The organism is Paraburkholderia sediminicola, assembly GCF_046026895.1.
Lineage (GTDB): Bacteria > Pseudomonadota > Gammaproteobacteria > Burkholderiales > Burkholderiaceae > Paraburkholderia > Paraburkholderia sediminicola_C.
In genome coordinates this window covers 19,241-44,489 of record NZ_JAQQEU010000042.1, presented here as the reverse complement: position 1 = coordinate 44,489, position 25,249 = coordinate 19,241, and the positions used below count along the sequence as shown (strand labels likewise).

At 61.5% G+C, this 25,249-nt stretch carries 25 protein-coding genes and 1 tRNA gene; all 26 read right to left on the bottom strand.

Annotated elements, in window-relative coordinates; translation table 11 throughout:
* Positions 1–48: 48 nt before the first annotated feature.
* The 26 genes from PQR02_RS25695 to PQR02_RS25570 all read right to left on the bottom strand — a co-directional run bounded on the left by PQR02_RS25695 (position 49) and on the right by PQR02_RS25570 (position 25,024).
* The gene (locus PQR02_RS25695) at positions 49–474 is read right to left on the bottom strand and encodes a DUF1178 family protein (RefSeq protein WP_408237762.1); all 426 of its coding nucleotides are present in this window, start codon (positions 472–474) and stop codon (positions 49–51) included.
* A 197-nt stretch (positions 475–671) separates the two neighbouring features.
* On the bottom strand, positions 672–1,196 hold the full coding sequence (locus tag PQR02_RS25690) for a helix-turn-helix transcriptional regulator (protein WP_408237759.1): 525 nt from the start codon (positions 1,194–1,196) through the stop codon (positions 672–674).
* Positions 1,197–1,247: 51 nt separating this feature from the next.
* On the bottom strand, positions 1,248–1,493 hold the full coding sequence (locus PQR02_RS25685; RefSeq protein ID WP_408237756.1) for a hypothetical protein: 246 nt from the start codon (positions 1,491–1,493) through the stop codon (positions 1,248–1,250).
* Positions 1,494–1,811: 318 nt separating this feature from the next.
* Positions 1,812–2,405, bottom strand: coding sequence for an NUDIX domain-containing protein (locus PQR02_RS25680; RefSeq protein ID WP_408237753.1), 594 nt, complete (start codon positions 2,403–2,405; stop codon positions 1,812–1,814).
* A 43-nt stretch (positions 2,406–2,448) separates the two neighbouring features.
* Positions 2,449–2,745: a DUF2818 family protein gene (locus PQR02_RS25675; protein WP_408237750.1), complete on the bottom strand. Its 297-nt coding sequence runs from the start codon at positions 2,743–2,745 to the stop codon at positions 2,449–2,451.
* Positions 2,745–4,217 carry an NADH-quinone oxidoreductase subunit NuoN gene (gene nuoN, locus PQR02_RS25670; RefSeq protein ID WP_408237747.1) on the bottom strand — a complete coding sequence of 491 codons (1,473 nt, stop codon included), beginning with the start codon at positions 4,215–4,217 and terminating at the stop codon, positions 2,745–2,747. Before nuoN ends, PQR02_RS25675 begins: the two co-directional genes overlap by 1 nt.
* Positions 4,218–4,242: 25 nt before the next feature.
* Positions 4,243–5,733 (bottom strand): NADH-quinone oxidoreductase subunit M, encoded by a 1,491-nt coding sequence (locus PQR02_RS25665; protein ID WP_408237744.1) that lies wholly within the window; start codon positions 5,731–5,733, stop codon positions 4,243–4,245.
* Positions 5,734–5,747: 14 nt separating this feature from the next.
* Positions 5,748–7,814, bottom strand: coding sequence for an NADH-quinone oxidoreductase subunit L (nuoL, locus tag PQR02_RS25660; protein ID WP_408237741.1), 2,067 nt, complete (start codon positions 7,812–7,814; stop codon positions 5,748–5,750).
* A 17-nt stretch (positions 7,815–7,831) separates the two neighbouring features.
* Positions 7,832–8,137: an NADH-quinone oxidoreductase subunit NuoK gene (gene nuoK / locus PQR02_RS25655; protein WP_149673722.1), complete on the bottom strand. Its 306-nt coding sequence runs from the start codon at positions 8,135–8,137 to the stop codon at positions 7,832–7,834.
* Positions 8,138–8,157: 20 nt separating this feature from the next.
* A complete protein-coding gene (locus tag PQR02_RS25650; RefSeq protein ID WP_408237737.1) occupies positions 8,158–8,844 on the bottom strand; it encodes an NADH-quinone oxidoreductase subunit J in 687 nt (228 codons plus the stop codon).
* A 190-nt stretch (positions 8,845–9,034) separates the two neighbouring features.
* On the bottom strand, positions 9,035–9,523 hold the full coding sequence (gene nuoI / locus PQR02_RS25645; RefSeq protein ID WP_012432383.1) for an NADH-quinone oxidoreductase subunit NuoI: 489 nt from the start codon (positions 9,521–9,523) through the stop codon (positions 9,035–9,037).
* A 14-nt stretch (positions 9,524–9,537) separates the two neighbouring features.
* Positions 9,538–10,602 carry an NADH-quinone oxidoreductase subunit NuoH gene (gene nuoH, locus PQR02_RS25640; protein ID WP_408237734.1) on the bottom strand — a complete coding sequence of 355 codons (1,065 nt, stop codon included), beginning with the start codon at positions 10,600–10,602 and terminating at the stop codon, positions 9,538–9,540.
* Positions 10,603–12,936 (bottom strand): NADH-quinone oxidoreductase subunit NuoG, encoded by a 2,334-nt coding sequence (gene nuoG / locus PQR02_RS25635; protein ID WP_408237731.1) that lies wholly within the window; start codon positions 12,934–12,936, stop codon positions 10,603–10,605.
* A 126-nt stretch (positions 12,937–13,062) separates the two neighbouring features.
* Positions 13,063–14,391, bottom strand: coding sequence for an NADH-quinone oxidoreductase subunit NuoF (gene nuoF / locus PQR02_RS25630; protein ID WP_408237728.1), 1,329 nt, complete (start codon positions 14,389–14,391; stop codon positions 13,063–13,065).
* On the bottom strand, positions 14,388–14,873 hold the full coding sequence (nuoE, locus tag PQR02_RS25625) for an NADH-quinone oxidoreductase subunit NuoE (protein WP_408237725.1): 486 nt from the start codon (positions 14,871–14,873) through the stop codon (positions 14,388–14,390). The genes nuoF and nuoE overlap by 4 nt, the downstream gene beginning before the upstream one ends.
* Before the next feature lie 131 nt (positions 14,874–15,004).
* Positions 15,005–16,258 (bottom strand): NADH-quinone oxidoreductase subunit D, encoded by a 1,254-nt coding sequence (locus tag PQR02_RS25620; protein WP_408237722.1) that lies wholly within the window; start codon positions 16,256–16,258, stop codon positions 15,005–15,007.
* 9 nt (positions 16,259–16,267) lie between these two features.
* Positions 16,268–16,870, bottom strand: a complete 603-nt coding sequence (locus PQR02_RS25615; protein ID WP_408237719.1) for an NADH-quinone oxidoreductase subunit C — start codon at positions 16,868–16,870, stop codon at positions 16,268–16,270.
* A gap of 23 nt (positions 16,871–16,893) precedes the next feature.
* Complete coding sequence (locus PQR02_RS25610) at positions 16,894–17,373, bottom strand: NuoB/complex I 20 kDa subunit family protein (protein WP_006052903.1); 480 nt, start codon at positions 17,371–17,373, stop codon at positions 16,894–16,896.
* A 63-nt stretch (positions 17,374–17,436) separates the two neighbouring features.
* On the bottom strand, positions 17,437–17,796 hold the full coding sequence (locus tag PQR02_RS25605; protein ID WP_013339872.1) for an NADH-quinone oxidoreductase subunit A: 360 nt from the start codon (positions 17,794–17,796) through the stop codon (positions 17,437–17,439).
* A 162-nt stretch (positions 17,797–17,958) separates the two neighbouring features.
* Positions 17,959–18,043, bottom strand: a tRNA-Leu gene (locus PQR02_RS25600).
* 113 nt (positions 18,044–18,156) lie between these two features.
* Entirely contained in the window at positions 18,157–18,543 is a 387-nt protein-coding gene (secG, locus tag PQR02_RS25595) for a preprotein translocase subunit SecG (RefSeq protein WP_408237716.1), read from the bottom strand.
* 82 nt (positions 18,544–18,625) lie between these two features.
* Positions 18,626–19,408: a triose-phosphate isomerase gene (tpiA, locus tag PQR02_RS25590; protein WP_408237713.1), complete on the bottom strand. Its 783-nt coding sequence runs from the start codon at positions 19,406–19,408 to the stop codon at positions 18,626–18,628.
* Between the two features lie 130 nt (positions 19,409–19,538).
* Positions 19,539–20,555 (bottom strand): NAD(P)H-quinone oxidoreductase, encoded by a 1,017-nt coding sequence (locus PQR02_RS25585; protein WP_408237710.1) that lies wholly within the window; start codon positions 20,553–20,555, stop codon positions 19,539–19,541.
* Between the two features lie 217 nt (positions 20,556–20,772).
* On the bottom strand, positions 20,773–22,920 hold the full coding sequence (pnp, locus tag PQR02_RS25580; RefSeq protein ID WP_408237707.1) for a polyribonucleotide nucleotidyltransferase: 2,148 nt from the start codon (positions 22,918–22,920) through the stop codon (positions 20,773–20,775).
* A 364-nt stretch (positions 22,921–23,284) separates the two neighbouring features.
* On the bottom strand, positions 23,285–23,557 hold the full coding sequence (gene rpsO / locus PQR02_RS25575) for a 30S ribosomal protein S15 (protein WP_149673734.1): 273 nt from the start codon (positions 23,555–23,557) through the stop codon (positions 23,285–23,287).
* Between the two features lie 195 nt (positions 23,558–23,752).
* On the bottom strand, positions 23,753–25,024 hold the full coding sequence (locus tag PQR02_RS25570; protein ID WP_408237820.1) for a branched-chain amino acid ABC transporter substrate-binding protein: 1,272 nt from the start codon (positions 25,022–25,024) through the stop codon (positions 23,753–23,755).
* Between the last annotated feature and the right edge of the window lie 225 nt (positions 25,025–25,249).

Here is a 25,249-nt window from a genome sequence, read left to right as displayed (position 1 = left end):
GCGTCGTGTCTCCTGGCCGCGACCACCCCCCGCCAGAGAGCCACTGCGCTATTGCAGCGGTTCCTTCAGAGCAGCTGGGACCGGTAGCGGCATCACTTCGATGCCTTCTTCGACCAAGGCGCGCGCATCTTCAGGTGTCGTGACACCGCGAATATTGCGTGCGGGCGCTTCATTGTAGTGAATGCGCCGCGCTTCCTCGGCGAAGCGGTCGCCCACGTTCTCGGTCTTTTCCAGTACCTCACGCACAGCGCGCATGACACGCGCCTGCATTTCACCTGCGCCCGCCGGCGGCTTCGTCTCGGTCGCGCCCGATAGATTCAGGCGCGGTGCCGACGGCAAACGGCTTACTTCGTTCGCACCGCAGATCGGACATTCGACGAGCTTGCGGGACTGCTGCGATTCAAAGTCATCAGCCGAAGCGAACCAGCCTTCGAACCGATGGCCATGCGGACACTGTAAATCGAGGACCTTCATGTGGAATCAGGGCTTGCGTGCCAGTTTAGCGCAAAATCGAATTTTGTGAACGGTCGTTCGCAAAATTTCGCGGACGCCGCGCCAACGCCGGACATTGTTGTCAAATCGAACGTGGTGCGCGATTTTAACGCTTTGCGCCGAGAGCTGCCGATCGCATCGAGCCCGCTGCCTCTGCGCACTGACCGCTGTCGCGGTCGCTATGCGACCAGACTTTCGAGTTGGCGGTTAAACCGCGGCTCGAGTTCGCGCACTTCCTTAGCAAGATTAATCTGCTTTGCCGATTTCGCGACATCCGCCACGTCTGCCTTGATGTCATACCCGCCGCGCTCGGTCAGCCAGTCAAGAATGTCCGACAGATGCCAAACCGATGCACTGCCCTCGTGGACAGGGGCAGGGAAATCGATTGCGTGGCTCAGCATCAACTTGCGCATGTTCTGTCGCGACACGCCGGCAACCTCCGCAACGTCGGTGAGACCGACGAAATCCGGCCCCGCCTCGACAAGCCGCGCGGAGGGCACCGCTCGTTTGATGTCTTTGAGTGCGCTGACCAGCGCCTCGAACGCGGACGCAGCTTCGCGAGAAAAGAGCAGCGCGATGCGGCCAGGCTGCCCCAGGCCCACGGTTGCGTCGTCGCAGCCTGCTTCGCCCAGCCGTTCGACGATCTCGTCGACATCGCAGTCGTGCGCAGCGAGCCGGTACTTCAAGGTGAACACATATTCCATACGTTACTCCTGCCTTGATCCAATCTAACCCTACGGCATTAAACCTCTCTGCTATCGGCCAGCCGTGCAGTTGTCGACGATGCGCCGCAAGTGCCTAGCGTGGTTGCCCGAATTTTTCGGCGTACTCCAGACGCTCGATATGCAGAACTCCCCGCAACGACATTCCGCGTCTTTGCAAGGACAGTAAATCTTGCCCCAGGCGTGGCCTTTCCCGCCGCTCCGAATGCGCCAGCCGTTTTTCTCGGCATGGGCCAATGCGGCCTCGATTTCCTTCTTAGAGTGGCTTCCTCTGACCATCGACACCCTCCCAATTTAGCGGGCGTAGTCATGGTTGTCAAGTGACAACCATGACTACGCCCGAAATCAAACCCCATCTCATATCGTTCGTTATCCAAAATAAAGTAATGGCAAACGCCGCAATCGAAGATTCATACTAGCGCGATGACGGCTGCTGGGCGAGACTGCCGGATGACATAGGAAGAAGACACAGTTTTTCCGACGTTGCGCCAGGCACTCGCTCGAAATCGCATCCCATAATGACAAAGCCCCTGCTGGTCATAGACCGGCAGGGGCTTCTTTTTTCGCAGATTCAACGCGGCTGCGCGCCGCAGCGCATTATTCAGGCGCGGCCGTCGGCCATGCGCCAGACAACACCTTCTCCAGCCAGAACGTGCCGATGATCGTCTTCACATCGGTGATCTTGCCGGTGCGCACCCACTCCGACACCTCCGCGACAGTCGCCGTGAAGAGTTCGAGAAACTCGCCGTCGTCGAGCTTGCGCTCGCCCGCCGTCAGACCGCGCGCGAGGTAGATATCAATGAATTCGGTGGAATAGGAAATAATCGGGTGAACGCGCGTCAAGTACACGTATTCGCGCGCCGTATAGCCGGTTTCTTCGCGCAGCTCACGGATTGCGCAGGACAGCGCGCTCTCGTTCGGGTCGAGCTTGCCAGCCGGATATTCGACCATGACCTTGCCCATTGGATAGCGGTACTGGCTCTCCAGCAGCACGCGGCCGTCGTCGAACAACGGAATCACCATCACGGCGCCCGGATGCTGCACGTATTCGCGAGTCGCCTGCTTGCCGTCCGGCAAGCGCACGGTATCGCACTTGACCGTCAGAAACGGACCTTGATGGACCGTCTTGCTGTCGACACAGGTCTCGGCAAGCGCAGCGTCGTGATCGGGAATATCGGAAAGTTCAGCCATATGCGGACCTCAGAACAGCCTGGTGCGCGACGGCGAGACGCCGTCAGCGGCGTTTGACGAGATATTGGAAGGTAAAGCCGGGAAATGCGAGCACGACGAACAGTGCGAACGTGATCGCGTAGAACTGCCAGCCCTGTTCGAAGCGGTTTCCCGCTCGCGCTTCGAGCAAAAAACCGAGCGCGCCGACCACGAAGTACAGCGCGATCAATTCGGCGATCCGGATCCACGCACTCTTCTTCGCCGCTTTTAACGGCACGGCGGCGAAAAGGCGCTGATTCAGGAAAGGCAGGTTGGCGCCGACCAGCGCCAACAACACGATAAACCAGCCTGCAGCCGACATCAGAGCAGCAGCGTGTGCTGGATAGCCTGCAGGCAAGCCTTCAACAGCGGATCCGGCACGATACCCAGCACCAGCACAGCAACACCGTTGAGCGCGAGCAAAGCGCGCGTGCTGGTGTCGGCCATGATAGGCGACTTGTCTTGCGGCTCGTCAAAATACATCAGCTTGACGATACGCAGGTAGTAGAACGCGCCGAACAGCGACGTGATCACGGCCAGCACCGTGAGCCAGGTCAGACCGGCATTCATGGTTGCCTGCAGTACCGCGAGCTTCGCGTAGAAGCCGACCGCGGGCGGAATGCCGGCGAGCGAGAACATCATGATCATCATCACGAACGCGAACACCGGACTGCGTTGATTCAGGCCCTTGAAGTCTTCGAGCGTGTCCGCTTCGAAATCGCGACGCGCCAGCAGCATGATGACGCCGAAGGTGCCGAGCGTCGTAATCAGATAGACGATGCTGTAGAACATCGCCGAACCGTACGCGTTGGCGGCGCCCACGGTCTTCTGGTCGACCACGCCGGCCAGCAGGCCGAGCAGCACGAAGCCCATGTTCGAGATCGCGGAATACGCGAGCATGCGCTTGACGTTACGCTGCACGATACCGGTGATGTTGCCGACGATCAGCGACAACGCCGCCAGAATCACCAGCATTTGCTGCCATTCGACCGCGAGCGGCAGTAGACCCATCACGAGGAAGCGCAGACCCCACGCGAATGCCGCGACCTTCGGGCCGCCGCCGACGATCAGCGTCATCGCCGTCGGAGCACCCTGATACACGTCGGGCACCCACATGTGGAACGGCACCGCGCCCATCTTGAACGCCACACCGGCCACGATGAAGATCACACCGAACAGCAACACGCTCGGGTCGTAGTGGCTCGTGCCGATCGCCTTGAACACTTCGTTCAGGTCGAGCGAGCCGGTCGCGCCGTACAGCATCGAGATGCCGTACAGCAGGAACCCGGAAGCCAGCGCGCCGAGCACGTAGTACTTCATCGCGGCTTCGTTCGACTGCGGCACTTCGCGACGCAGCGCGATCACGGCGTACAGCGACAACGACATCAGTTCCAGACCGAGATACAACGTCAGGAAGTTGTTGCCCGAGATCATCACGAGCTGGCCGAGCAGCGAGAACATGCCCAACAGGAAGAAATCGCCGCGGAACAAACCGCGATCTTCGAGGTAGCGGCGCGAATAAACGATCGACACGGCGTAGCCGAGCGACACCACCGCCTTCATCACGTTGGCGAACGGGTCCACCACGTACATGTGGCCGAAGAAATACCGCACTTGCGGGTCGAACGCGTTCATCGCAAACCAGATGCCGGCGACCAGCGTCGAGAAGAATGCGATGAAATACGTGGTACGGCGACCGTCCTGGCCGACGAACGTGTCGTTGAGCCACGCGACGACAACGGCGAACATCACCAGTGCGTCGGGCAACAGAGCAGTCATAGGGGCGTTTTGCATGGTCTTTAAATTCCTCCGCTCGGCGTTACTGAGGCAACGGCAGCTTCGACTGCGCAACGTGGGAGAGGAGGTTTTCCACGGATACGTGCATCACATCGGTAAAGGGCTTCGGATACAGGCCCATGAACAGCGTCAGTGCGGCGAGCACTGCCAGCATGAAAAACTCGCGATGGCCGATATCCAGCAGGCTCTTCACGTGATCGTTGACGACCGCGCCGAAGTACACCCGCTTGTACATCCACAGCGTGTAGGCCGCGCCGAGAATCAGCGTGACCGCCGCACCACCCGCAATCCAGAAGTTGTACTGGACCGCTGCCAGAATCACCATGAACTCGCCGACGAAACCCGAGGTGCCCGGCAAGCCGCAATTGGCCATCGCGAACAGCATCACGAATGCCGCGAATTTCGGCATCACATTGACGACGCCGCCGTAGTCGGCGATCTGACGCGAGTGCATGCGGTCGTACAGCACGCCGATGCTCAGGAACATCGCGCCCGACACGAAACCGTGCGAGATCATCTGCACGATCGCACCTTCCGCACCGAGCTGGTTGAAGATGAAGAAGCCGAGCGTGACGAAGCCCATGTGCGCGATCGACGAATACGCGACCAGCTTCTTCATGTCGGCCTGCACCATCGCGACCAGACCGATGTAGATCACCGCGATCAGCGACAGCGTAATGACGACCGGCGCGAGGAAGTGGCTAGCGTCCGGCGTGATCGGCAATGAGAAACGCAGGAAACCGTATGCGCCCAGCTTCAGCATGATCGCGGCCAGCACGACCGAGCCGCCGGTCGGCGCTTCCACGTGGGCGTCAGGCAACCACGTGTGCACCGGCCACATTGGCACCTTCACCGCGAAGGCCAGGAAGAACGCTATGAACAGCAGCACCTGTGGCGTCATCGCGATCTGCGCGTGCTGCCACGTGGCGAGGTCGAACGTGCCGGTTTCGGTGTACAGGTACAGCAACGCGACCAGCATCAGCAGGGAGCCCGCCAGCGTGTACAGGAAGAACTTGAATGCCGCGTACACGCGGTTCGCCCCGCCCCACACACCGATGATGATGTACATCGGGATCAGCGTCGCTTCGAAGAACACGTAGAACAGCATGCCGTCGGCCGCGCTGAACACGCCGACCATGATGCCCGACAGGATCAGGAATGCCGCAAGGTACTGCGCGACGTTCTTCGTGATCACTTCCCACGCGGAGATCACGACGATCACCGTAATCAATGCGGTCAGCACCACGAACCACATCGAGATGCCGTCGACACCCAGGTGGTACGCAATGTGGAAGCGCTCGATCCAGGTCGCCTGTTCGACGAACTGCAGATCGGCGGTGCTCGAATCGAAACCGGTGATGAGCGGAATCGTCACGAGGAAGCTGACGACCGAACCGATCAGCGCAATCCAGCGCGCGGGAGCCGGATTCCGGTCGGAACCGATGGCCAAGACCAGGAGACCGACGAGGATCGGTAACCAGATCGCGATGCTGAGAATCGGATAAGCGTGCATTAGTGTCCCTCGCCTTATTTGCCGCCGAGCGTTACAAACAGGGTCAGGAGCCCCAACATGCCGATAATCATGGCGAACGCGTAGTGGTAGATGTAGCCGGATTGAAGGAAACGGATCACGCCGGCAAACCAGCCGATAAAGCGTGCGCTGCCGTTGACGATGCCGTCGATCACGACGACGTCGCCTTCCTTCCAGAGACCACGGCCAATTGCCACGGCACCCCGCGCAAACACGACTTCGTTGATCTTGTCCATGTAGTACTTGTTATCGAGCAACGTGTAGATCGGGCCGAATGCGCGCTTGATCACAGCCGGCAGATCCGGACGAACCAGGTACAGGAACCACGCGACCACCACGCCCGCGAGCGCCAGCCAGACGGGCAGACCCGCAACCGAGTGCAGACCCATCGACGCCCAGCCCTGGAATTCTTCGGCCATCTCGTGCAGCGCCGGATGGTTTTCGCTGATGTAGATCACCTTGTCGAACGCCACGCCATGCTGGAAGAAATCGCCGAACAGCATCGGACCGACGCCGATCGCACCGATCACCACCGACGGGATCGCCAGCAGCACCAGCGGCAGCCACACTACCCACGGCGTTTCATGCGGCTCGTGAGCGTGGTCGTCGTGACCGTGGCCGTGCGCGTCGTGGCCATGAGCGTGCTGTGCATGCGCCGCGGCTTCCGCGCCCATCGGCGATTCCGGGTGCTTCGGATCGCGGAAACGCTCCTTGCCGTGGAACACCATGAAGTACATGCGGAACGAGTACAGCGCAGTGACGAACACGCTCGCCACCACCGCGAAGTACGCGAAACCCGAACCCGGCAGATGAGACAGTTTCACCGCGTCGATGATCGAGTCTTTCGAGTAAAAGCCCGAGAAGAACGGCGTGCCGATCAGCGCCAGCGAACCGATCAGCGACGTGATCCACGTGATCGGCATGTACTTGCGCAGGCCGCCCATGTTGCGCATGTCCTGGTCGTGGTGCATGCCGATGATCACAGAACCCGCGCCGAGGAACAGCAGCGCCTTGAAGAACGCGTGTGTCATCAGGTGGAACACGGCGACGGAGTAAGCCGACGCGCCGAGCGCGACCGTCATGTAACCGAGCTGCGACAGAGTGGAATAAGCCACTACGCGCTTGATGTCGTTCTGGACGATCCCGAGAAAGCCCATGAACAGCGCGGTAATCGCGCCGATGACCATGACGAACGACAGCGCCGTATCCGACAGTTCGAACAGCGGCGACATGCGCGTGACCATGAAGATCCCGGCCGTCACCATGGTTGCCGCGTGAATCAGCGCGGAAATCGGCGTCGGGCCTTCCATCGAGTCCGGCAGCCAGACGTGCAGCGGGAACTGCGCCGACTTACCCATCGCGCCGATGAACAGGCAAATGCAGGCCACCGTCAGCAGACCCCAGTCCGTGCCCGGGAAGGTCAACGCGGCGAGCTCGGTGCGCTTCGCGAAGACGTCGCCGTAGTTCATCGAACCGGCGAACGCGAACAGCAGGCCGATGCCCAGCAGGAAACCGAAGTCGCCGACGCGGTTCACGATGAACGCCTTCATGTTCGCGTAGATCGCGCTCTCACGCTTGAAGTAGAAACCGATCAGCAGGTACGACACGAGACCCACCGCTTCCCAGCCGAAGAACAGCTGCAGGAAGTTGTTGCTCATCACGAGCATCAACATCGAGAACGTGAACAGCGAGATGTACGAGAAGAAGCGCTGGTAGCCGTCGTCGTCGGCCATGTAGCCGATCGTGTAGATGTGCACCATCAGCGACACGAAGGTCACCACGCACATCATCATCGCCGTCAGCGAGTCGACCAGGAAGCCGATTTCGAATTGCGTCTTGCCGATCGCCATCCATTGATAGACGGTCGCGTTGAAGCTTGCGCCGTCCATCACCTGGAAGAATACGATGGCCGACAGGATGAACGAGATCGCGACGCCGAGGATCGTGACCGAGTGCGCACCGGCTCGCCCTACCGCCTTCCCGAACAGTCCTGCAACCAGGCAACCGGCGAGCGGTGCCAACGGGATGGCCAACAGCAGGTTTTCATTGAGTATCGTGGACATAACCGCTTTTCCTGAAATTAACCTTTGAGCTGATCGAGATCCTCGACATTGATCGTGTCGAGACTACGGAACAGGGTCACCAGAATTGCGAGGCCGATCGCCGCTTCCGCCGCTGCAACCGTCAGCACGAAGAAGACGAAGATCTGGCCATGCACGTCGCCGAGATAATGGGAGAACGCGACGAAATTGGTGTTCACCGCGAGCAGCATCAGTTCGATCGCCATCAGGATGATGATGACGTTGCGGCGGTTCAGGAAAATGCCGACGACGCTGATCGCAAACATGATCGCGCCGAGGACAAGGTAGTGGGCAAGGGTCAACATGATTTCTATCTCCTGTCCGCTCAGCTGTTTTTAGCAGGGGCCGACTCGGCCGCTGCCGCCGCTGCGGCGGCTTCTTCTGCCGCGACGGTTGCCGCGGTTTTCTCCGACGCCATCTTCACGATGCGCACCCGGTCCTGCGCACGCACCTTGACCTGCGCGCTGACGTTCTGACGCTTGCTGTCCTTCTTGTGGCTCGTGGTCAGCGCGACTGCCGCGATGATCGCCACCAGCAGCACGAGGCCAGCGATTTCGAACGCGAAGATGTAGTCGGTGTAGATGACCTTGCCGATCAGACGCGTGTTCGACCAGTCGCCCATACCGTTCGCGGCCGCGGTGGTGTCGCGCAACGCCGTGCCGGTCGCGCCGTAGCCGTGCCACAGGATCAGCGCGGTTTCGATCACGATGATCGCGCCCACCAGCGTGGCCATTGGCACGAAGCGTTTGAAGTCTTTGCGCAGCACGTCGAGATTGATGTCCAGCATCATCACGACGAACAGGAACAGCACCATCACCGCGCCGACGTAGACCAGCACCAGCAGGATCGCGAGGAACTCGGCCTCCAGCAGCATCCAGATCGCGGCTGCGTTGAAGAACGCCAGCACCAGGAACAGTGCGGACGCTACCGGGTTGCGCGAGGTGATCACCTTCAGCCCCGAGACAACCAGGAGCAGCGCGAAGATGTAGAACAGTACGGTCGTGAATTCCATGATTACCGGTTCATCGTTAGGCCATCGTCAGGCATTGTTCTTTGGCACGCGTACTTGGCAAAGCGGGCGAAGCTGCCCGAACTGCCGCACAGGTGCGCCGTGCCGCGGCGTTCAGGCCGCGGCGCTCGGCCCGACAACAGGCCGTGTTACTGCTTTACTGCTGCGTCTACCGCATTAACGGCGAAGCGCTTCAACGATACGGTGCGTCGGCTGCCTTATTCGCGGCGATCTCCGCTTCGTAGCGATCGCCGACGGCCAGCAGCATGTCTTTCGTGAAGTACAGGTCGCCGCGCTTCTCGCCGTGATACTCGAGAATGTGCGTCTCGACGATCGAATCGACCGGGCAGCTCTCTTCGCAGAAGCCGCAGAAGATGCACTTGGTCAGGTCGATGTCGTAGCGCGTCGTGCGGCGCGTGTTGTCCGCGCGCGTTTCCGATTCGATCGTGATCGCGAGCGCCGGGCACACCGCTTCGCACAGCTTGCAGGCGATGCAGCGCTCTTCGCCGTTTTCATAGCGGCGCAGCGCATGCAGGCCGCGAAAACGCGGCGAGATCGGGGTCTTCTCTTCCGGGAACTGCACGGTCACCTTGCGCTGGAACGTATAACGTCCGGTCAGCGCGAGTCCCTTGAGCAGTTCCGTCAGGAAGAAGGTCTTGAAAAAGTTTTGGATTGCGGTCATGGGTTCATCCGCCCTTAATTCCAGATGTTCAACGGCGACATGATCCAGAAGCCGACCACCACCAGCCACACCACGCAGACCGGAATGAAAATCTTCCAGCCCAGACGCATGATCTGGTCATAGCGGTAGCGCGGGAACGTGGCGCGCGCCCAGATGAACACCGACAACAGCAAGAAAACCTTGACGACGAGCCATACGATGCCCGGGATAAACGACAGGAAGCCGAACGGTGCGCTCCAGCCGCCAAGGAACAGAGTTGCAGCCAACGCCGAGATCACGATCATATTGATGTACTCGGCGAGGAAGAACAGCGCGAACGCCATCCCCGAGTAGTCGATCATGTGGCCCGCGACGATTTCCGACTCGCCTTCCACCACGTCGAACGGGTGACGGTTCGTTTCGGCGATGCCCGAAATGAAGTACACAACGAACATCGGCAACAGCGGCAGCCAGTTCCACGACAGGAAGTTCAGGCCGTGCGACGCGAAGAAACCGTGCTCCTGCGAAGCGACGATGCCCGACAGGTTGAGCGTGCCCGCCGTCATCAGCACGACGACGAGCGCGAAGCCCATCGAGATTTCATACGAGACCATTTGCGCCGCGGCGCGCATCGCACCGAGGAACGCGTACTTCGAGTTCGACGCCCAACCGGCCAGAATCACGCCGTACACGCCGATCGACGAAATCGCCATCGCGTACAGCAGACCCGCGTTGATGTCGCCGAGCACCGCGCCGGCCTGGAACGGAATCACCGCCCATACCGCGAAGGCCGGCACCACCACCATGATCGGCGCGATCAGGTAAATCCAGCGGCTCGCCTGGGCGGGCTGAATCACCTCTTTGAGCAACAGCTTCAGCACGTCGGCGATCGGCTGCAGCAGACCTGCCGGACCAACGCGGTTCGGGCCGAGACGCACGTGCATCCAGCCGATCAGCTTACGCTCCCACAGAATCAGGTAAGCCACGCACAGCAGGATCACGACGGCCACCACCAGGATGCGCACGAGTGCCCACACCGTGGGCCATGCCACACCGAGAAGCTGGGTGCCGCCCGAGTTGATCGTATCGAACAAGCTCATTTACGCCTTCTCCACCAGCAGTTCACCGAACAGGCTGCCCAGCGCCGCACCGGCAGGCGTAGCCGCCGATACGCGGACGACCGTCTCCGCAAGATTCGCGTCGCGCACGGCCGGCAACTGCACCGATTGCTCGCCCTGGCGCACGCGCACGGCGTCGCCTTCCTTCAAACCCAATTTGTCGAACAGCGCGGCCGGCAAACCGGCCGAATTCGCCGCGCGTGCCGCCGCGGTGAGATGCAGCGATTGCGCGCGGCGCACCAGCGCGTCGGCGTGATAGATCGGCACGTTGGCAATCCGCTCGAACTTGCCTTCCGCCGCTTTCACCGACTTGCCGCGTGCAACCGCGACGCCGGTCCTGTTCGACAGACGCGAGTTCATTTCGCCGTCGCCCAGTGCGGCGTTGCGCACTTCTTCCGCCGTGTCGAATTCGAAACCCGGCGCGCCGAGCAGGCTGCCCAGCACGCGCAACACCTTCCACCCCGGGCGCGTGTCGCCCAGCGGACGCACCACGCCGTTGAACGTCTGCACGGTGCCTTCGGCGTTGACGAACGTGCCGGCCGTTTCCGTGAACGGCGCGATCGGCAGCAGCACGTCGGCGTATTCGGCGCCGATCTGGAACGGCGACATCACCACGACCATGTCAGCCTGCTTCAGCGCGGCCAAAGCCTGCGCCGGATTGGCCGTGTCGAATTCCGGCTCGACGTTCAGCAACAGATAACCCTTGCGCGGCTGCTCGAACGCTTCGCGAGCGTTCAAACCACCCTCGCCCGGCAGCGCGTTCACGAGATGCGCGCCGACCGTGTTGGCCGCTTCCGAGAGGAAGCCCAGCGTCGCGCCGGTCGCCTCGGCGATCCACTGCGCGGCCGCATGAATGACCGCGAAGTCCGGATGACGGAGCGCGCCGTTACCGAGCAGCACGACGCGGCGTTCGCCGGTGGCGAGCGACTTCGCGACCTGCTTGTTGGCGTCGCTCGGCTGCGTGCCGCCGAATGCGTCCGGCAGCGCCACACCGTTGGCTTCCGACACCGCGCCGGCAATGCCCGCCAGCGCGTCGAGCCATGCCGACGGCGCCGCAACCACGCGCTGCGCCTGTGGAATCAGTGCGTCGTCGCTGGTGGCCTGCACGAGCGTGAGCTTCGCGCCGTTCTTCGCCGCCTGGCGCAGACGCGCAGCAAACAGCGGATGATCGCGGCGCAGATCCGAGCCGATCACCAATGCGGCGTCGACGTTCGACAGATCGGCGATGGACGTGCCGAGCCACGGCGCACCGTTGACGGGCGCCGAGAAATCCGACTGACGCAGACGGAAGTCGACGTTCGGCGTGCCGACCGCTTGCGCGAGCTGCTTGAGCAGAAACAGTTCTTCGACCGTGCTGTGAGCGCTACCCAGAGCGGCCAGCGCGTTCGCGCCTTGGTCGCCCTTGATGCCCTTCAGGCCCTTGACCACGTACTCGAGCGCCGTCTGCCAGTCGGTTTCGACCCACTGGCCGCCTTGCTTGAGCATCGGATGCGTCAGACGCTCGGGGCTGTTCAGGCTTTCATACGAGAAGCGGTCCTTGTCCGAGATCCAGCATTCGTTGATGGATTCGTTTTCGAACGGCAGAACACGCATCACGCGATTGTTCTTGACTTGCACCACGAGGTTCGCGCCGACGGAATCGTGCGGGCTCACCGACTTGCGGCGCGACAGCTCCCACGTGCGGGCGCTGTAGCGGAACGGCTTGCTGGTCAGCGCGCCGACCGGGCACAGGTCGATCATGTTGCCCGACAGTTCCGAGTCGACCGTCTTGCCGACGAACGACGTGATTTCCGAATGCTCGCCGCGACCCAGCATGCCGAGTTCCATCACGCCGGCGATTTCCTGACCGAAACGCACACAACGCGTGCAGTGAATGCAACGCGACATCTCTTCCATCGAGATCAGCGGGCCGACGTTCTTATGGAACACCACGCGCTTCTCTTCGCTGTAGCGCGATGCCGACTTGCCGTAACCCACGGCCAGATCCTGCAGCTGGCATTCGCCGCCCTGGTCGCAGATCGGGCAATCCAGCGGGTGGTTGATCAGCAGGAATTCCATCACGGCTTGCTGGCCCTTGACGGCCTTGTCCGACTTGGTGCGCACGATCATGCCCGCCGACACCGGCGTCGCGCATGCAGGCACGGCCTTCGGCATCCTCTCGACATCGACAAGACACATCCGGCAGTTGGCCGCAATCGACAGCTTCTTGTGATAGCAGAAGTGAGGAATGTACGTGTCGACCTTATGCGCAGCCTGGATCACCATGCTGCCTTCAGGCACCTCTACTTTCTTGCCGTCTATTTCAAGTTCAACCATGATGGTCAATCTTCCTTAACCTGTTGCCGCTCAATCGTTCCTGTTCATCGCCCGCTTTCAGGCGATGAATCCCGCGGTTGACGTGTTCGTCTGATGGGTAGCTAGTCAGCCATTCAGCTGGTCAACTCACGCAGCTACTGTTTCCGACGCCGCCGCCGCGCCGGCATGACCGCCGACGAGGCAATGCTTGTGGGCGACGTGATATTCGAATTCGTCCCAGTAGTGCTTGAGCATGCCGCGAACCGGCATGGCCGCTGCATCGCCGAGCGCGCAAATCGTGCGACCCATGATGTTTTCCGCGACCGAGTTCAGCAGATCCAGATCTTCCGGACGGCCGAGCCCATGCTCGATGCGATGGACGACGCGGTACAGCCAGCCCGTGCCTTCGCGGCAAGGCGTACATTGACCACACGACTCTTCGTAGTAGAAATAGGACAGCCGCAACAGCGAGCGCACCATGCAACGCGTCTCGTCCATCACGATGACCGCGCCAGACCCGAGCATCGAGCCAGCCTTGGCGATCGAGTCGTAGTCCATGTCGGTTTGCATCATCATCTCGCCCGGCACCACGGGCGCTGACGAACCGCCAGGAATCACAGCCTTGATCTTCTTGCCGCTGCGGATGCCGCCCGCGAGTTCCATCAGCGTCGCGAACGGCGTGCCGAGCGGAATTTCATAATTGCCCGGACGCTCGACGTCGCCGGACACCGAGAAAATCTTCGTGCCGCCATTGTTCGGCTTGCCGATTTCGAGGTAATTCTGCGGACCGACTGCGAGCAGGAACGGCACCGCGGCGAATGTCTCGGTGTTGTTGATCGTGGTCGGCTTGCCGTACACGCCGAAGCTCGCCGGGAACGGGGGCTTGAAGCGCGGCTGGCCTTTCTTGCCTTCCAGCGATTCGAGCAGCGCGGTTTCTTCGCCGCAGATGTAGGCGCCGTAACCGTGATGCGCATGCAGTTCGAAAGAGAAGCCCGAACCCATGATGTTCTCGCCGAGGAACCCGGCGCGGCGCGCTTCGTCCAACGCCTGTTCAAAGCGTTTATAGACTTCGAAGATCTCGCCGTGGATATAGTTATAGCCAACCGTAATGCCCATCGCGTACGCGCCGATCGCCATACCTTCGATCAGCGAGTGCGGATTGAAGCGCAGGATATCGCGGTCCTTGAACGTGCCCGGTTCGCCTTCGTCCGAATTGCAGACGAGGTATTTCTGGCCCGGGAACTGACGCGGCATGAAGCTCCACTTCAGACCGGTCGGAAAGCCGGCGCCGCCACGGCCGCGCAGACCCGACGCCTTGACGTCGGCGATCACCTGCTCGGGCGGAATCTTTTCTTCCAGAATGCGGCGCAGTTGGGCGTAACCGCCGCGCGCCACATAGTCTTCGAGACGCCAGTTGTCGCCGTTCAGGCCGGCGAGAATCAGCGGTTTGATGTGACGATCGTGTAAAGACGTCATTTCGAAAGTTCCTCGAGCAGCTGGTCGATCTTCTCGCGGCTCATGAAGCTGCACATGCGATGGTTGTTCACCAGCATCACCGGCGCGTCGCCGCACGAACCCATGCACTCACCTTCTTTCAGGGTGAACTTGCCGTCGGGCGTGGTTTCGCCGAAGTCGATGCCGAGCTTCTGCCTCAGGTATTCAGCGGCGCTGTCGGAACCGCCGTCAGGACCAAGCTGACAAGGCAGGTTCGTGCAGAGCGTGATCTTGTGTTTGCCGACCGGCGAGGTCTCGTACATCGTGTAGAAAGTAGCCACTTCCTGCACGGCGACTGCCGGCATGCCGAGATAGTCCGCGACGAACTGCATGAGTTCGGGCGACAGCCATCCATGCTCTTCCTGAGCAGTGGCCAACGCCGACATCACGGCGGACTGTTTCTGATCGGCGGGATACTTCGCGATCGCACGATCGATTTCTTTCAGGCCTTCAGCTGAGATCATTTTCAGACACGACTCTTTCAATTCCTACCGAACGAAAACCCGTCGCTCACGTCATGCTGCGACAGACCCGGCGTTCCTTTGCTTGACGCGCGCTTCGGTGCAATCTGAAGCCGCGCGCCGATGAATACGTCCTAGCGATCCACTTCGCCGAACACGATGTCCTGCGTGCCGATGATCGTCACGGCGTCGGCGATCATGTGACCGCGCGCCATTTCGTCCAGCGCGGACAGGTGCGCATAGCCCGGTGCTCGGATCTTCAGGCGATACGGCTTGTTCGCGCCGTCCGAGATCAGGTAGATACCGAACTCGCCCTTCGGATGTTCGACAGCGGCGTACGCCTCGCCTTCGGGAACGTGGAAGCCTTCCGTGAACAGCTTGAAGTGGTGAATCAGCTCTTCCATGTTCGATTTCATACCGACGCGCGACGGCGGCGCAACCTTATGATTATCGATCATCACCGGGCCCGGATTCTTGCGCAGCCATTCAATGCACTGTTTCACGATCCGCGTCGATTGCCGCATTTCTTCGACGCGAACCAGATAGCGGTCGTAACAGTCGCCATTCACGCCGACCGGAATGTCGAAATCGAGCTTGTCGTAAACTTCGTACGGTTGCTTCTTGCGCAGGTCCCACTCGATGCCCGAGCCGCGCAGCATTGCGCCGGTCATGCCGAGTTGCAGCGCGCGTTCCGGGCTGACTACGCCGATACCGACCAGACGCTGTTTCCAGATCCGGTTGTCGGTGAGCAGCGTTTCGTATTCGTCGACGCACTTCGGAAAACGCGTGAAGAAGTCGTCGATGAAATCCAGCAGCGAACCCTGGCGGTTCTCGTTCATCTTCGACAACGCCTTCGCATTGCGGATCTTCGAAGCCTTGTATTGCGGCATCGCGTCCGGCAGATCGCGATAGACACCGCCCGGACGATAGTAGGCCGCGTGCATCCGCGCGCCGGACACCGCTTCGTACACGTCCATCAGATCTTCGCGTTCGCGGAACGCATACAGGAATACCGCCATCGCACCGACGTCGAGCGCGTGCGCGCCGATCCACATCAGGTGGTTCAGCACGCGGGTGACTTCGTCGAACAGCACGCGGATGTATTTGGCGCGCACCGGAACGTCGATGCCGAGCAGCTTCTCGATCGCCATCACGTAGCCGTGCTCGTTGACCATCATCGACACGTAGTCGAGACGGTCCATATACGGCACGGACTGGATGAACGTTTTGGTTTCGGCGAGCTTTTCAGTCGCGCGATGCAGCAGACCGATGTGCGGATCGGCGCGCTGAATGACTTCGCCGTCGAGTTCGAGCACGAGGCGCAGCACACCGTGCGCTGCCGGATGCTGAGGACCGAAGTTGAGCGTGTAGTTCTTGATCTCTGCCATGGCGTTCTCTTAGTGTTTCAGACCGCCATAGCGATCCTCGCGGATCACGCGCGGCGTGATTTCCCGCGGCTCGATCGTCACGGGCTGATAGACGACGCGCTTCTCTTCCGGGTCGTAACGCATTTCGACGTAGCCGGAGACAGGGAAATCTTTACGGAACGGGTGACCGATGAAACCGTAGTCGGTCAGGATGCGGCGCAAGTCCGGGTGGCCTTCGAAAACGATGCCGTACAGGTCGAATGCTTCGCGCTCGTACCAGTTGACCGAATTCCAGATTTCGACGACGGACGGCAGGATCGGCACTTCGTCGTCCGGTGCGAACACGCGCAGACGCAAACGCCAGTTGTTCTGCACCGACAACAAATGCAGAACGGCCGCGAAACGTGGACCGTCGTAAGCGCCGTCGGCATAGGTCTGATAGTCGACGCCGCACAGGTCCATGCACTGCTCGAAACCGAGCGCACGGTCGTCACGCAGGCGCGTTGCCACGTTGAGGTAGTCGCTTGCCTTCACGACGATCGTCAACTCACCGATTGCCTCGGTGGTGCTCAACAGGAGGCCGCCAAAGGCCGCCTCGAGGTTCGCTTTCAGGGTCTCGAGTTTGCTTGCCATATTGTGGGGAGGAGGCGTTGGCCTTATTGACGGGCGATGGTGTTGGTGCGGCGAATCTTGGCCTGCAACTGGATCACGCCGTACACCAGCGCTTCCGCGGTTGGCGGGCAACCCGGCACATAGACGTCGACCGGCACGATCCGGTCACAGCCGCGCACCACCGAATACGAGTAGTGGTAATAGCCGCCGCCATTCGCGCACGAACCCATCGAGATCACCCAGCGCGGCTCGGCCATCTGATCGTAGACCTTCCGCAGAGCGGGCGCCATCTTGTTGCACAGCGTGCCGGCGACGATCATCACGTCCGACTGACGCGGACTCGGACGAAACACCACACCGAAGCGGTCAAGGTCATAACGGGCAGCACCCGCATGCATCATCTCGACCGCGCAACACGCAAGACCGAACGTCATCGGCCACAGCGAGCCGGTACGCGTCCAGTTGATCAGTTTGTCTGCCGTGGTGGTGACAAACCCTTCCTTCAAGACCCCTTCGATACTCATTTGCTTTCCACTCCAGACGGGGCGGCAAGCCTTGGCCACCCACGCAAACCGGCGATTAATCCATCATTCCCAGTCGAGGCCGCCTTTCTTCCAGATATAGGCAAAGCCCAGCAGGAATTCGAGCAGGAAAATCATCATTGCCATGAAGCCAGGCCAGCCGATATCGCGCAAGGCCACGCCCCACGGGAACAGGAACGCGGTTTCAAGGTCGAAAATGATGAAGAGAATGGCGACGAGGTAATAGCGCACGTCGAACTTCATGCGCGCATCTTCGAATGCTTCGAAGCCGCACTCGTACGGTGCGTTTTTCTCGGTATCAGGCTTGTTGGGACCAAGAATCTTGCCGATGCTGACCAGCGCTACGCCTAAACCGGTGCCTACAACGAGGAACAACAAGACGGGGAAATAGGCTGCGAGGTTCAAGACTATCCTCAATCGGTTGGTTCTGAGTGCCGTCAGGAGCATAGCACTCCTGACGCGAAATCACTTCCGAAACGCACATCCCGCAAGCCCAACGCAAGCCGTGCCCTGAAAGTGAAAATGCCAGCCGAAGCGAAGCAAGCGGCTGGCATTTAGATAACATTTTGGTGCCGACGGCGAGACTCGAACTCGCACAGCTTTCGCCACTACCCCCTCAAGATAGCGTGTCTACCAATTTCACCACGTCGGCACTGCATGCAATCCGGGAAAACAACTTATAAAACCCGCGAATCGCTTCAAGACTTAGATTGTAACTGGTTTAAACAGTTTGTTCAACGCACAAAAGGCACTTTGAACGAAAATTTATTTCGGCACGTCAGTCGCGGGAACCGACGCAGCCGATGCCGGCGACGCAGCCAGCGGCGCCGAGCCAGCAGCCGGCGCGGAAGCAGCGGATGCAGCAGCCGACGCGGTTACCGCCGCGCCCAGCAAGCCTGCGGAAGGCTTCGAGCGATACGCGCCGAGATAAGTGAGCGCCAGCGTCGTGACAAAAAACACCGCCGCGAGTACTGCCGTGGTCCGCGACAGGAAGTTGGCCGAGCCGGTTGCGCCGAACAGGCTGCCCGATGCGCCGCTGCCGAAAGCAGCGCCCATATCGGCGCCTTTGCCGTGCTGCAGCAAGACAAGGCCAATGACCCCGAGTGCCGACAACAGCTGAACGACGATAATCAATGTTTTCAAATACAGCATCACACTCACCTGAGTCTTTATTTAACCGCGCCACACACAACGTGTTTCACGGGATGGGGTCATCCTTGCCGAGACGCCCTGCTTAACCGGCGACGCTGGTTGCGGCGGCCGCCTTGCAGATCGCCAGGAAATCCTGGTCCTTCAATGACGCGCCGCCGATCAGGCCGCCGTCGATGTCCGGTTGGCGGAACAATTCTTCCGCATTTTCCGGCTTCACACTGCCGCCGTACAACAGCGGCACATCCGCCACCGCCTCGCCCTTTGCCGCCAGACGCGAACGCAGAAACGCATGGACTGCCTGCGCTTGTTCCGCGCTGGCGCTCTTGCCGGTGCCGATCGCCCAGACCGGCTCATAAGCGACGACCAGACGGGCCGCTTCCTGCACCGACAGCTTCGCCAGCACTTCGTCGAGTTGCGCGCCGACTACCTGCTCGGTCGAACCGGCTTCGCGCTCTTCGAGCGTTTCGCCCACGCAGACGATGGGCATCAAACCCGCTTCCAGCGCACGTTGCGTCTTGACCGCAACCAACTCGGCGCTTTCGCGATGATAGGCACGACGCTCCGAGTGTCCGACGATCGCCAACGTGGCGCCGAAATCGGTCACCATCGGCGCAGCCACTTCGCCGGTATAGGCGCCGTGCGTGAACGCGGATACGTCCTGCACGCCCCACACAACCGGACTGGCTTCGAGCAACGACTGAGTCTGCGCGAGATAGAGGCTCGGCACGCACACGCCGACACGCACGTCGGCCGGCAGTTCACTCGCGCCTTGTGCCACGGCCTGCAACAGCGTGACATTCGCGGCGAGACGCCCGTGCATCTTCCAGTTACCGACTACCAGTTTGCCTCGTTGTTGTTTCGACATCGTCTCGTCTTGTTCCGTCTTGCGTGGCGGCGGACTTCGTTTGCGCCTACAGTCCGCCTTTCGGATTCATTCGGCGTGCGCAAAACGCGCAATTTTACTGCGTGGGGTGGATCGGGTCAAACTGACCGCGTCAAGCGTCCTGACCCCAGGCCAGCACGATCTTGCCGACATGCGTGCTGCTCTCCATCAACGCATGCGCGTCGGCGGCCTGCGCGGCCGGGAACACCCGGTGCACCACCGGCTTGATGCGGCCCGCTTCGAGATGCGGCCACACGTGCTCTTTTAGCTGCGCGGCGATCTTCGCCTTGAATTCGATCGGCCGCGGACGCAGCGTCGAGCCGGTCACGGTCAAACGGCGGCGTAGCACTTCGTTCAGGTTCAGCTCCGCCTTCGCGCCGCCCAGCAGGGCGATCAGCACGATGCGGCCGCCCTCGGCCAAGGCCGTGAGCTCGCGCGGCACGTAGCTGCCCGCCACCATGTCGAGGACCACGTCGACGCCACGGTCGTTGGTCAACGACTTGATGACTTCGACGAAATCTTCCGTCTTGTAGTTGATCGCCCGCTCGGCGCCCAACGCCTCGCACGCGCGGCACTTTTCATCGGAGCCGGCGGTGGCGAACACGCGAAAGCCGAGCGCGTGCGCAATCTGGATCGCCGTCACGCCGATGCCGCTCGAGCCGCCCTGCACCAGCAGCGTTTCATTCGGCGCGCCTTCGCCCTTGCCGAGCTGCGCACGGTCGAACACGTTGCTCCATACCGTGAAGAACGTCTCGGGCAACGAAGCCGCTTCGATATCCGACAAACCCGCAGGCACCGGCAGACATTGCAGTAGCGGCGCGGCCGCGTATTCCGCGTAGCCGCCGCCGGCCAGCAACGCGCACACGCGATCGCCGATCTTCAGACCGAACGGGTTGTTCTTCTCGTCGATCGCGCCGCCGACGATCTCGCCCGCCACTTCCAACCCTGGCAGATCCGATGCGCCCGGCGGCGGCGCATAGCCGCCCTTGCGCTGGAAAACGTCCGGACGATTGATGCCGGACGCCGCCACCTTGATCAGCACCTCGCCCGCTTTTGGCTGCGGCGTGGGCCGCTCAGCCAGCTTGAGGACGTCCGGCGCACCGAATTCGGTGATTTCGATCGCTTTCATCTGCGTCAACTCCAAGATTGGATTGCGTTGCATACCCTTGCGAAGCCGTTGCTGGTCGCGGCAGACACGAATCGTCTGACCTGCGGCACAGCGCCCAATGCAACTAGAGTACCCGCTTGTCCGCGTTTGCATATGTGCGCAACGCAATCCACCCTGCACCCTGCATGAAAAACGGCCGGCGCGCATTCACGCTGCCGGCCGTTGCCCCGCTACCGCATTACTGCGGCGTCGGTTCGCCTTGCGGCGCGCCGTTCGCGGCGTCGTTCAGCAACGCCTTGGCCGACAAACGCACGCGGCCCTTCTCGTCCGTCTGGATGACCTTGACCTTCACCTGCTGACCGTCCTTGAGATAGTCGTTGATGTCCTTGATACGCTCGTTAGCGATCTCGGAGATATGCAGCAGACCATCCTTGCCCGGCAGGATGTTCACGATCGCGCCGAAATCGAGCAGCTTGAGCACGGTGCCTTCGTACACCTGGCCCACTTCGACTTCCAGCGTGATGTTCTCGATACGCTTCTTCGCTTCGGCCATCCCTTCGCTGCTCGTGCTCGCGATGGTGACGACGCCGTCGTCCGAAATATCGATCGTCGTGCCGGTTTCTTCGGTCAGCGCGCGGATCACCGAGCCACCCTTGCCGATCACGTCGCGGATCTTTTCCGGGTTGATCTTGATGGTGATCATGCGCGGTGCGAACTCCGACAACTGCGTGTTCGCGCCCGACACCGCCGAGGTCATCTTGCCGAGGATGTGCATACGGCCTTCCTTCGCTTGCGCGAGGGCGACCTGCATGATTTCCTTGGTAATGCCCTGGATCTTGATGTCCATCTGCAGCGCGGTCACGCCTTGCTCGGTGCCCGCCACCTTGAAGTCCATGTCGCCGAGGTGATCTTCGTCGCCCAGGATGTCGGTCAGCACGGCGAAACGATTGCCTTCGAGGATCAGGCCCATCGCGATACCGGCGACGTGCGCCTTCATTGGCACGCCGGCGTCCATCAGCGCGAGGCAGCCGCCGCACACCGAAGCCATCGACGACGAACCGTTCGATTCGGTGATTTCCGACACGACGCGGATCGAGTAGCCGAATTCGTCGGCGCTCGGCAGGCACGCGGCCAGCGCGCGCTTGGCCAGACGGCCGTGACCGATTTCACGGCGCTTCGGCGAACCGACACGGCCCGTTTCGCCGGTCGCGAACGGCGGCATGTTGTAGTGGAGCATGAAGCGCTCGCGGTACTCGCCTTCGAGCGCGTCGATGTTCTGCTCGTCGCCCTTCGTGCCCAGCGTGGCGACCACCAGTGCTTGCGTTTCGCCGCGCGTGAACAGCGCCGAACCGTGGGTACGCGGCAGCACGCCGGTACGGATTTCGATCGGGCGCACGGTGCGCGTGTCGCGGCCGTCGATACGCGGCTCGCCGTTCAGGATCTGCGTACGGACGATCTTCGCTTCGATGTCGAACAGCACGTTGCCGACGGTGACCTTGTCGGCCGCTACCGTGCCTGCTGCCGCCGCGTCCGCCTCGAGGCTGGCCGAGGTGGTTGCGTAGACTTCCTTCAGCTTGGTCGAACGCGCCTGCTTGTCGCGAATCTGGTAAGCGGCGAGCAGTTCGGCTTGCGCCAGTTCCGTCACGCGCGTGATCAACTGCTCGTTCTTCGCCGCCGGTTGCCAGTCCCATTCCGGCTTACCGCCTTCGCGGACCAGATCGTGGATCGCGTCGATCGCGATCTGCATCTGCTCATGACCGAACACCACGCCGCCGAGCATCACTTCTTCGCTCAGTTGCTGCGCTTCCGATTCCACCATCAGCACTGCGCGTTCCGTACCGGCGACGATCAGGTCGAGTGCCGATTCCTTCATTTGCGGACGCGTCGGGTTCAACACGTATTCGTTGTTGATGTAGGCTACGCGCGCAGCGCCGACCGGGCCGTTGAACGGCAGGCCGGACACCGCGAGCGCCGCCGACGCGCCGATCAGCGCGGGGATGTCAGCCGGGATTTCCGGGTTCAGCGACAGCACGTGAATCACGACCTGGACTTCGTTGTAGAAGCCTTCCGGGAACAGCGGACGCAGCGGACGGTCGATCAGGCGCGAGATCAGCGTTTCACCTTCCGACGGACGGCCTTCGCGACGGAAGAAGCCACCCGGGATCTTGCCGGCGGCATAGGTCTTTTCGAGGTAGTCGACGGTCAGCGGGAAGAAGTCCTGACCCGGCTTGGCCGTCTTGGCGCCGACCACGGTCGCCAGCACGACGGTGTCTTCGACGTCGACGATCACCGCGCCGCTTGCCTGACGAGCGATTTCGCCGGTTTCGAGGCGAACGTTATGTTGTCCCCACTTGAACTCTTTGACGATCTTATTGAACATAGTCATTGCTTTTCCTCATCGTAATGCCGCGCGGACCAGAAGCGGCGCGGCAACGCCAGACCGGCGCCGCATGGGAAGAGTAGTGTTATGCCATTCCAGAGAACCACGCCCTACGTCGAGTACGCGCGCGAACCGCTGGAATGACACAAAGCTCCGCCCTGAGGCCCGGCCGTGTTTCTTTTTGCTGCCTGCTCTACTGCCTTGTTACTGCCTGGGTTACTGCAAGTCCTGCTCTTTCCTGCACCCGCCGCATGAATCGGCACGCCACTGCGGAGCACAGGCGATGCGCGTCACATGAAGCGCACCGTGCAAAAACAAAATGCCTGTATCAGTGGAACTGACACAGGCATCTTGCTGAACGACTGGCCGATTACTTACGCAGACCCAGCTTCTCGATCAGGCTGCGGTAACGATCCGCGTCCTTGCCCTTCAGGTAGTCGAGCAGCTTGCGACGGCGGCTCACCATGCGCAGCAGACCGCGGCGGCTGTGGTGATCTTTCGCGTGTGCCTTGAAGTGAACGGTCAGTTCGTTGATGCGGGTCGTGAGCAGCGCGACCTGAACTTCGGGGGAGCCGGTGTCATTGGCTGCGCGTGCGAATTGCGCAACGACTTCGGACTTCTTGCTTGTTTCAACTGCGGACATGTCGATTTCCTTAAGAACTAGACTGGCGGTCACGGAAGAAAGGCCGTGCCGTGGACTAACCCGTGCGGCAGACAAATATGACAACCTGCTTCACAACGGGACGCGTATTGTAGCACAGCCCAATCTGGCCGCGAACCCCGCTGTGCCGGGCCGGATCTTCACGATGCGCGGCTACGCGCCATCGCGCACTGCGCGTCAGGGCCGCTGCATCTTGCAGACGCTCGGCAGCACGGTGCGCTCGGGCGGCAGCGCCAGCACAGTGCGGAAGCCATAGCCGGAGCCTTCGTTGTCGAAACGCACGCCTGGCTTGCCGGCCTTGTCCATTTCCATCACGTAGAGGGGCTGGATCAGCTGATGGTCGTCGGGGCGCATCCACGATGCATGGAAGCCGTTGTCGAAGCGGATGCCCTCCAGCGCCCGCGCGACCGCCGTCGGATCGGCGCTGCCGGCGCGGCTCATCGCCGCGGCCAAGGTTTCGATCATCAACGGCATGCGCAGCACCGGGTAGTCGTCCTGCGCGGTCGGGAAACGGGTCCGGAACGCGGCGTACCACGCGTCGGAAGCAGCGCCGCCCGCGTTCGGATGCCAGTCGGCGACCGCGATCACGTGGCCGACGCCGGCGTCGCCCAGCGCGGCCGGCGCGCCGAGGCTGTTGCCGTAGAACGTGTAGAACTTCGTGTCGAGCCCCTGCTCGCGCGCGGCCTTGACGAGCAGCGTCAGGTCGTTGCCCCAGTTGCCCGTGATCACCGCGTCCGCGCCGCTCGCACGGATCTTCGCGATGTAGGGCGTGAAGTCTTTCACGCGGCCGATCGGATGAAACTCGTCGCCAACCACCGCGATATCCGGGCGTTTCGCCGCCAGCGCCGAGCGCGCGAGGCTACTGACATCGTGGCCGAAGCTGTAGTCCTGATTCAGCAGATACACCTTCTTCACCGAGCGGTCGCGCTGGATCACGTCCGCCAGCGCATCCATGCGCATGCCCGCATGAGCGTCGAAGCGAAAGTGCCAGAAGCTGCAGTCGGCGTTGGTCAGCGCGGGGTCGTCGGCGGAATAGTTGAGCAACAGCGCGCGGTTGTCGGGCTCGCGGCGGTTCTGCTTGTCGATCGCGCCGATCAGCGCGGCCGCGACCGCCGAGCTGTTGCCCTGCATGACGTAGCCGATATGGCGGTCGGCGGCCGCGCGCAGTTGCGTGAGCGCCTCTTCGGTGCTGCCCTTGCTGTCCAGCACGACCAGTTCCAACGGATGCGCGCCATCGGCGAGCTTCACGCCGCCGTGCGCGTTCACCTGCTCGACGCCGAAGCGCAGATTGCGCTCGACCGCCGCGCCCGCATTCGCGAACGGCCCGGACATGCCTTCGATCAGCGCGAGTTGGATCGGCGCGCCGCCGGGCTTGCCAGCCGGCCCGCTGGACGGGTTCGCCGCCGGGTTTGCCGCCGAAGTGCCCGCCCCATAAGCCGCCGCTGCCATCCAGATCGTTGCCAGCGCCGCTGCCGCCGCCCGTTGCCACATCGCCATCGTGATTGCCCCGCCTGAATCGTCGAAGCGCGGATCATAGGACGTACCGGACGGAATAAGCAAGCCAGCCCGGCCGTTACGGTACCAGGCACAGAGGCCTGCAAGAAACGCGGATCTTTTACCGCATCGCATGCCAAAATGCGGCGTCTCGATGATAAAAAACGCTACTCAAATGCC

Coding starts and splice junctions, on each gene's coding strand:
- PQR02_RS25695 (WP_408237762.1), bottom strand. CDS start 474: ATGAAGGTCCTCGATTTACAGTGTCCGCATGGCCATCGGTTCGAAGGC.
- PQR02_RS25690 (WP_408237759.1), bottom strand. CDS start 1,196: ATGGAATATGTGTTCACCTTGAAGTACCGGCTCGCTGCGCACGACTGC.
- PQR02_RS25685 (WP_408237756.1), bottom strand. CDS start 1,493: ATGGTCAGAGGAAGCCACTCTAAGAAGGAAATCGAGGCCGCATTGGCC.
- PQR02_RS25680 (WP_408237753.1), bottom strand. CDS start 2,405: ATGGCTGAACTTTCCGATATTCCCGATCACGACGCTGCGCTTGCCGAG.
- PQR02_RS25675 (WP_408237750.1), bottom strand. CDS start 2,745: ATGTCGGCTGCAGGCTGGTTTATCGTGTTGTTGGCGCTGGTCGGCGCC.
- nuoN (WP_408237747.1), bottom strand. CDS start 4,217: ATGCAAAACGCCCCTATGACTGCTCTGTTGCCCGACGCACTGGTGATG.
- PQR02_RS25665 (WP_408237744.1), bottom strand. CDS start 5,733: ATGCACGCTTATCCGATTCTCAGCATCGCGATCTGGTTACCGATCCTC.
- nuoL (WP_408237741.1), bottom strand. CDS start 7,814: ATGTCCACGATACTCAATGAAAACCTGCTGTTGGCCATCCCGTTGGCA.
- nuoK (WP_149673722.1), bottom strand. CDS start 8,137: ATGTTGACCCTTGCCCACTACCTTGTCCTCGGCGCGATCATGTTTGCG.
- PQR02_RS25650 (WP_408237737.1), bottom strand. CDS start 8,844: ATGGAATTCACGACCGTACTGTTCTACATCTTCGCGCTGCTCCTGGTT.
- nuoI (WP_012432383.1), bottom strand. CDS start 9,523: ATGACCGCAATCCAAAACTTTTTCAAGACCTTCTTCCTGACGGAACTG.
- nuoH (WP_408237734.1), bottom strand. CDS start 10,602: ATGAGCTTGTTCGATACGATCAACTCGGGCGGCACCCAGCTTCTCGGT.
- nuoG (WP_408237731.1), bottom strand. CDS start 12,936: ATGGTTGAACTTGAAATAGACGGCAAGAAAGTAGAGGTGCCTGAAGGC.
- nuoF (WP_408237728.1), bottom strand. CDS start 14,391: ATGACGTCTTTACACGATCGTCACATCAAACCGCTGATTCTCGCCGGC.
- nuoE (WP_408237725.1), bottom strand. CDS start 14,873: ATGATCTCAGCTGAAGGCCTGAAAGAAATCGATCGTGCGATCGCGAAG.
- PQR02_RS25620 (WP_408237722.1), bottom strand. CDS start 16,258: ATGGCAGAGATCAAGAACTACACGCTCAACTTCGGTCCTCAGCATCCG.
- PQR02_RS25615 (WP_408237719.1), bottom strand. CDS start 16,870: ATGGCAAGCAAACTCGAGACCCTGAAAGCGAACCTCGAGGCGGCCTTT.
- PQR02_RS25610 (WP_006052903.1), bottom strand. CDS start 17,373: ATGAGTATCGAAGGGGTCTTGAAGGAAGGGTTTGTCACCACCACGGCA.
- secG (WP_408237716.1), bottom strand. CDS start 18,543: ATGCTGTATTTGAAAACATTGATTATCGTCGTTCAGCTGTTGTCGGCA.
- tpiA (WP_408237713.1), bottom strand. CDS start 19,408: ATGTCGAAACAACAACGAGGCAAACTGGTAGTCGGTAACTGGAAGATG.
- PQR02_RS25585 (WP_408237710.1), bottom strand. CDS start 20,555: ATGAAAGCGATCGAAATCACCGAATTCGGTGCGCCGGACGTCCTCAAG.
- pnp (WP_408237707.1), bottom strand. CDS start 22,920: ATGACTATGTTCAATAAGATCGTCAAAGAGTTCAAGTGGGGACAACAT.
- rpsO (WP_149673734.1), bottom strand. CDS start 23,557: ATGTCCGCAGTTGAAACAAGCAAGAAGTCCGAAGTCGTTGCGCAATTC.
- PQR02_RS25570 (WP_408237820.1), bottom strand. CDS start 25,024: ATGGCAGCGGCGGCTTATGGGGCGGGCACTTCGGCGGCAAACCCGGCG.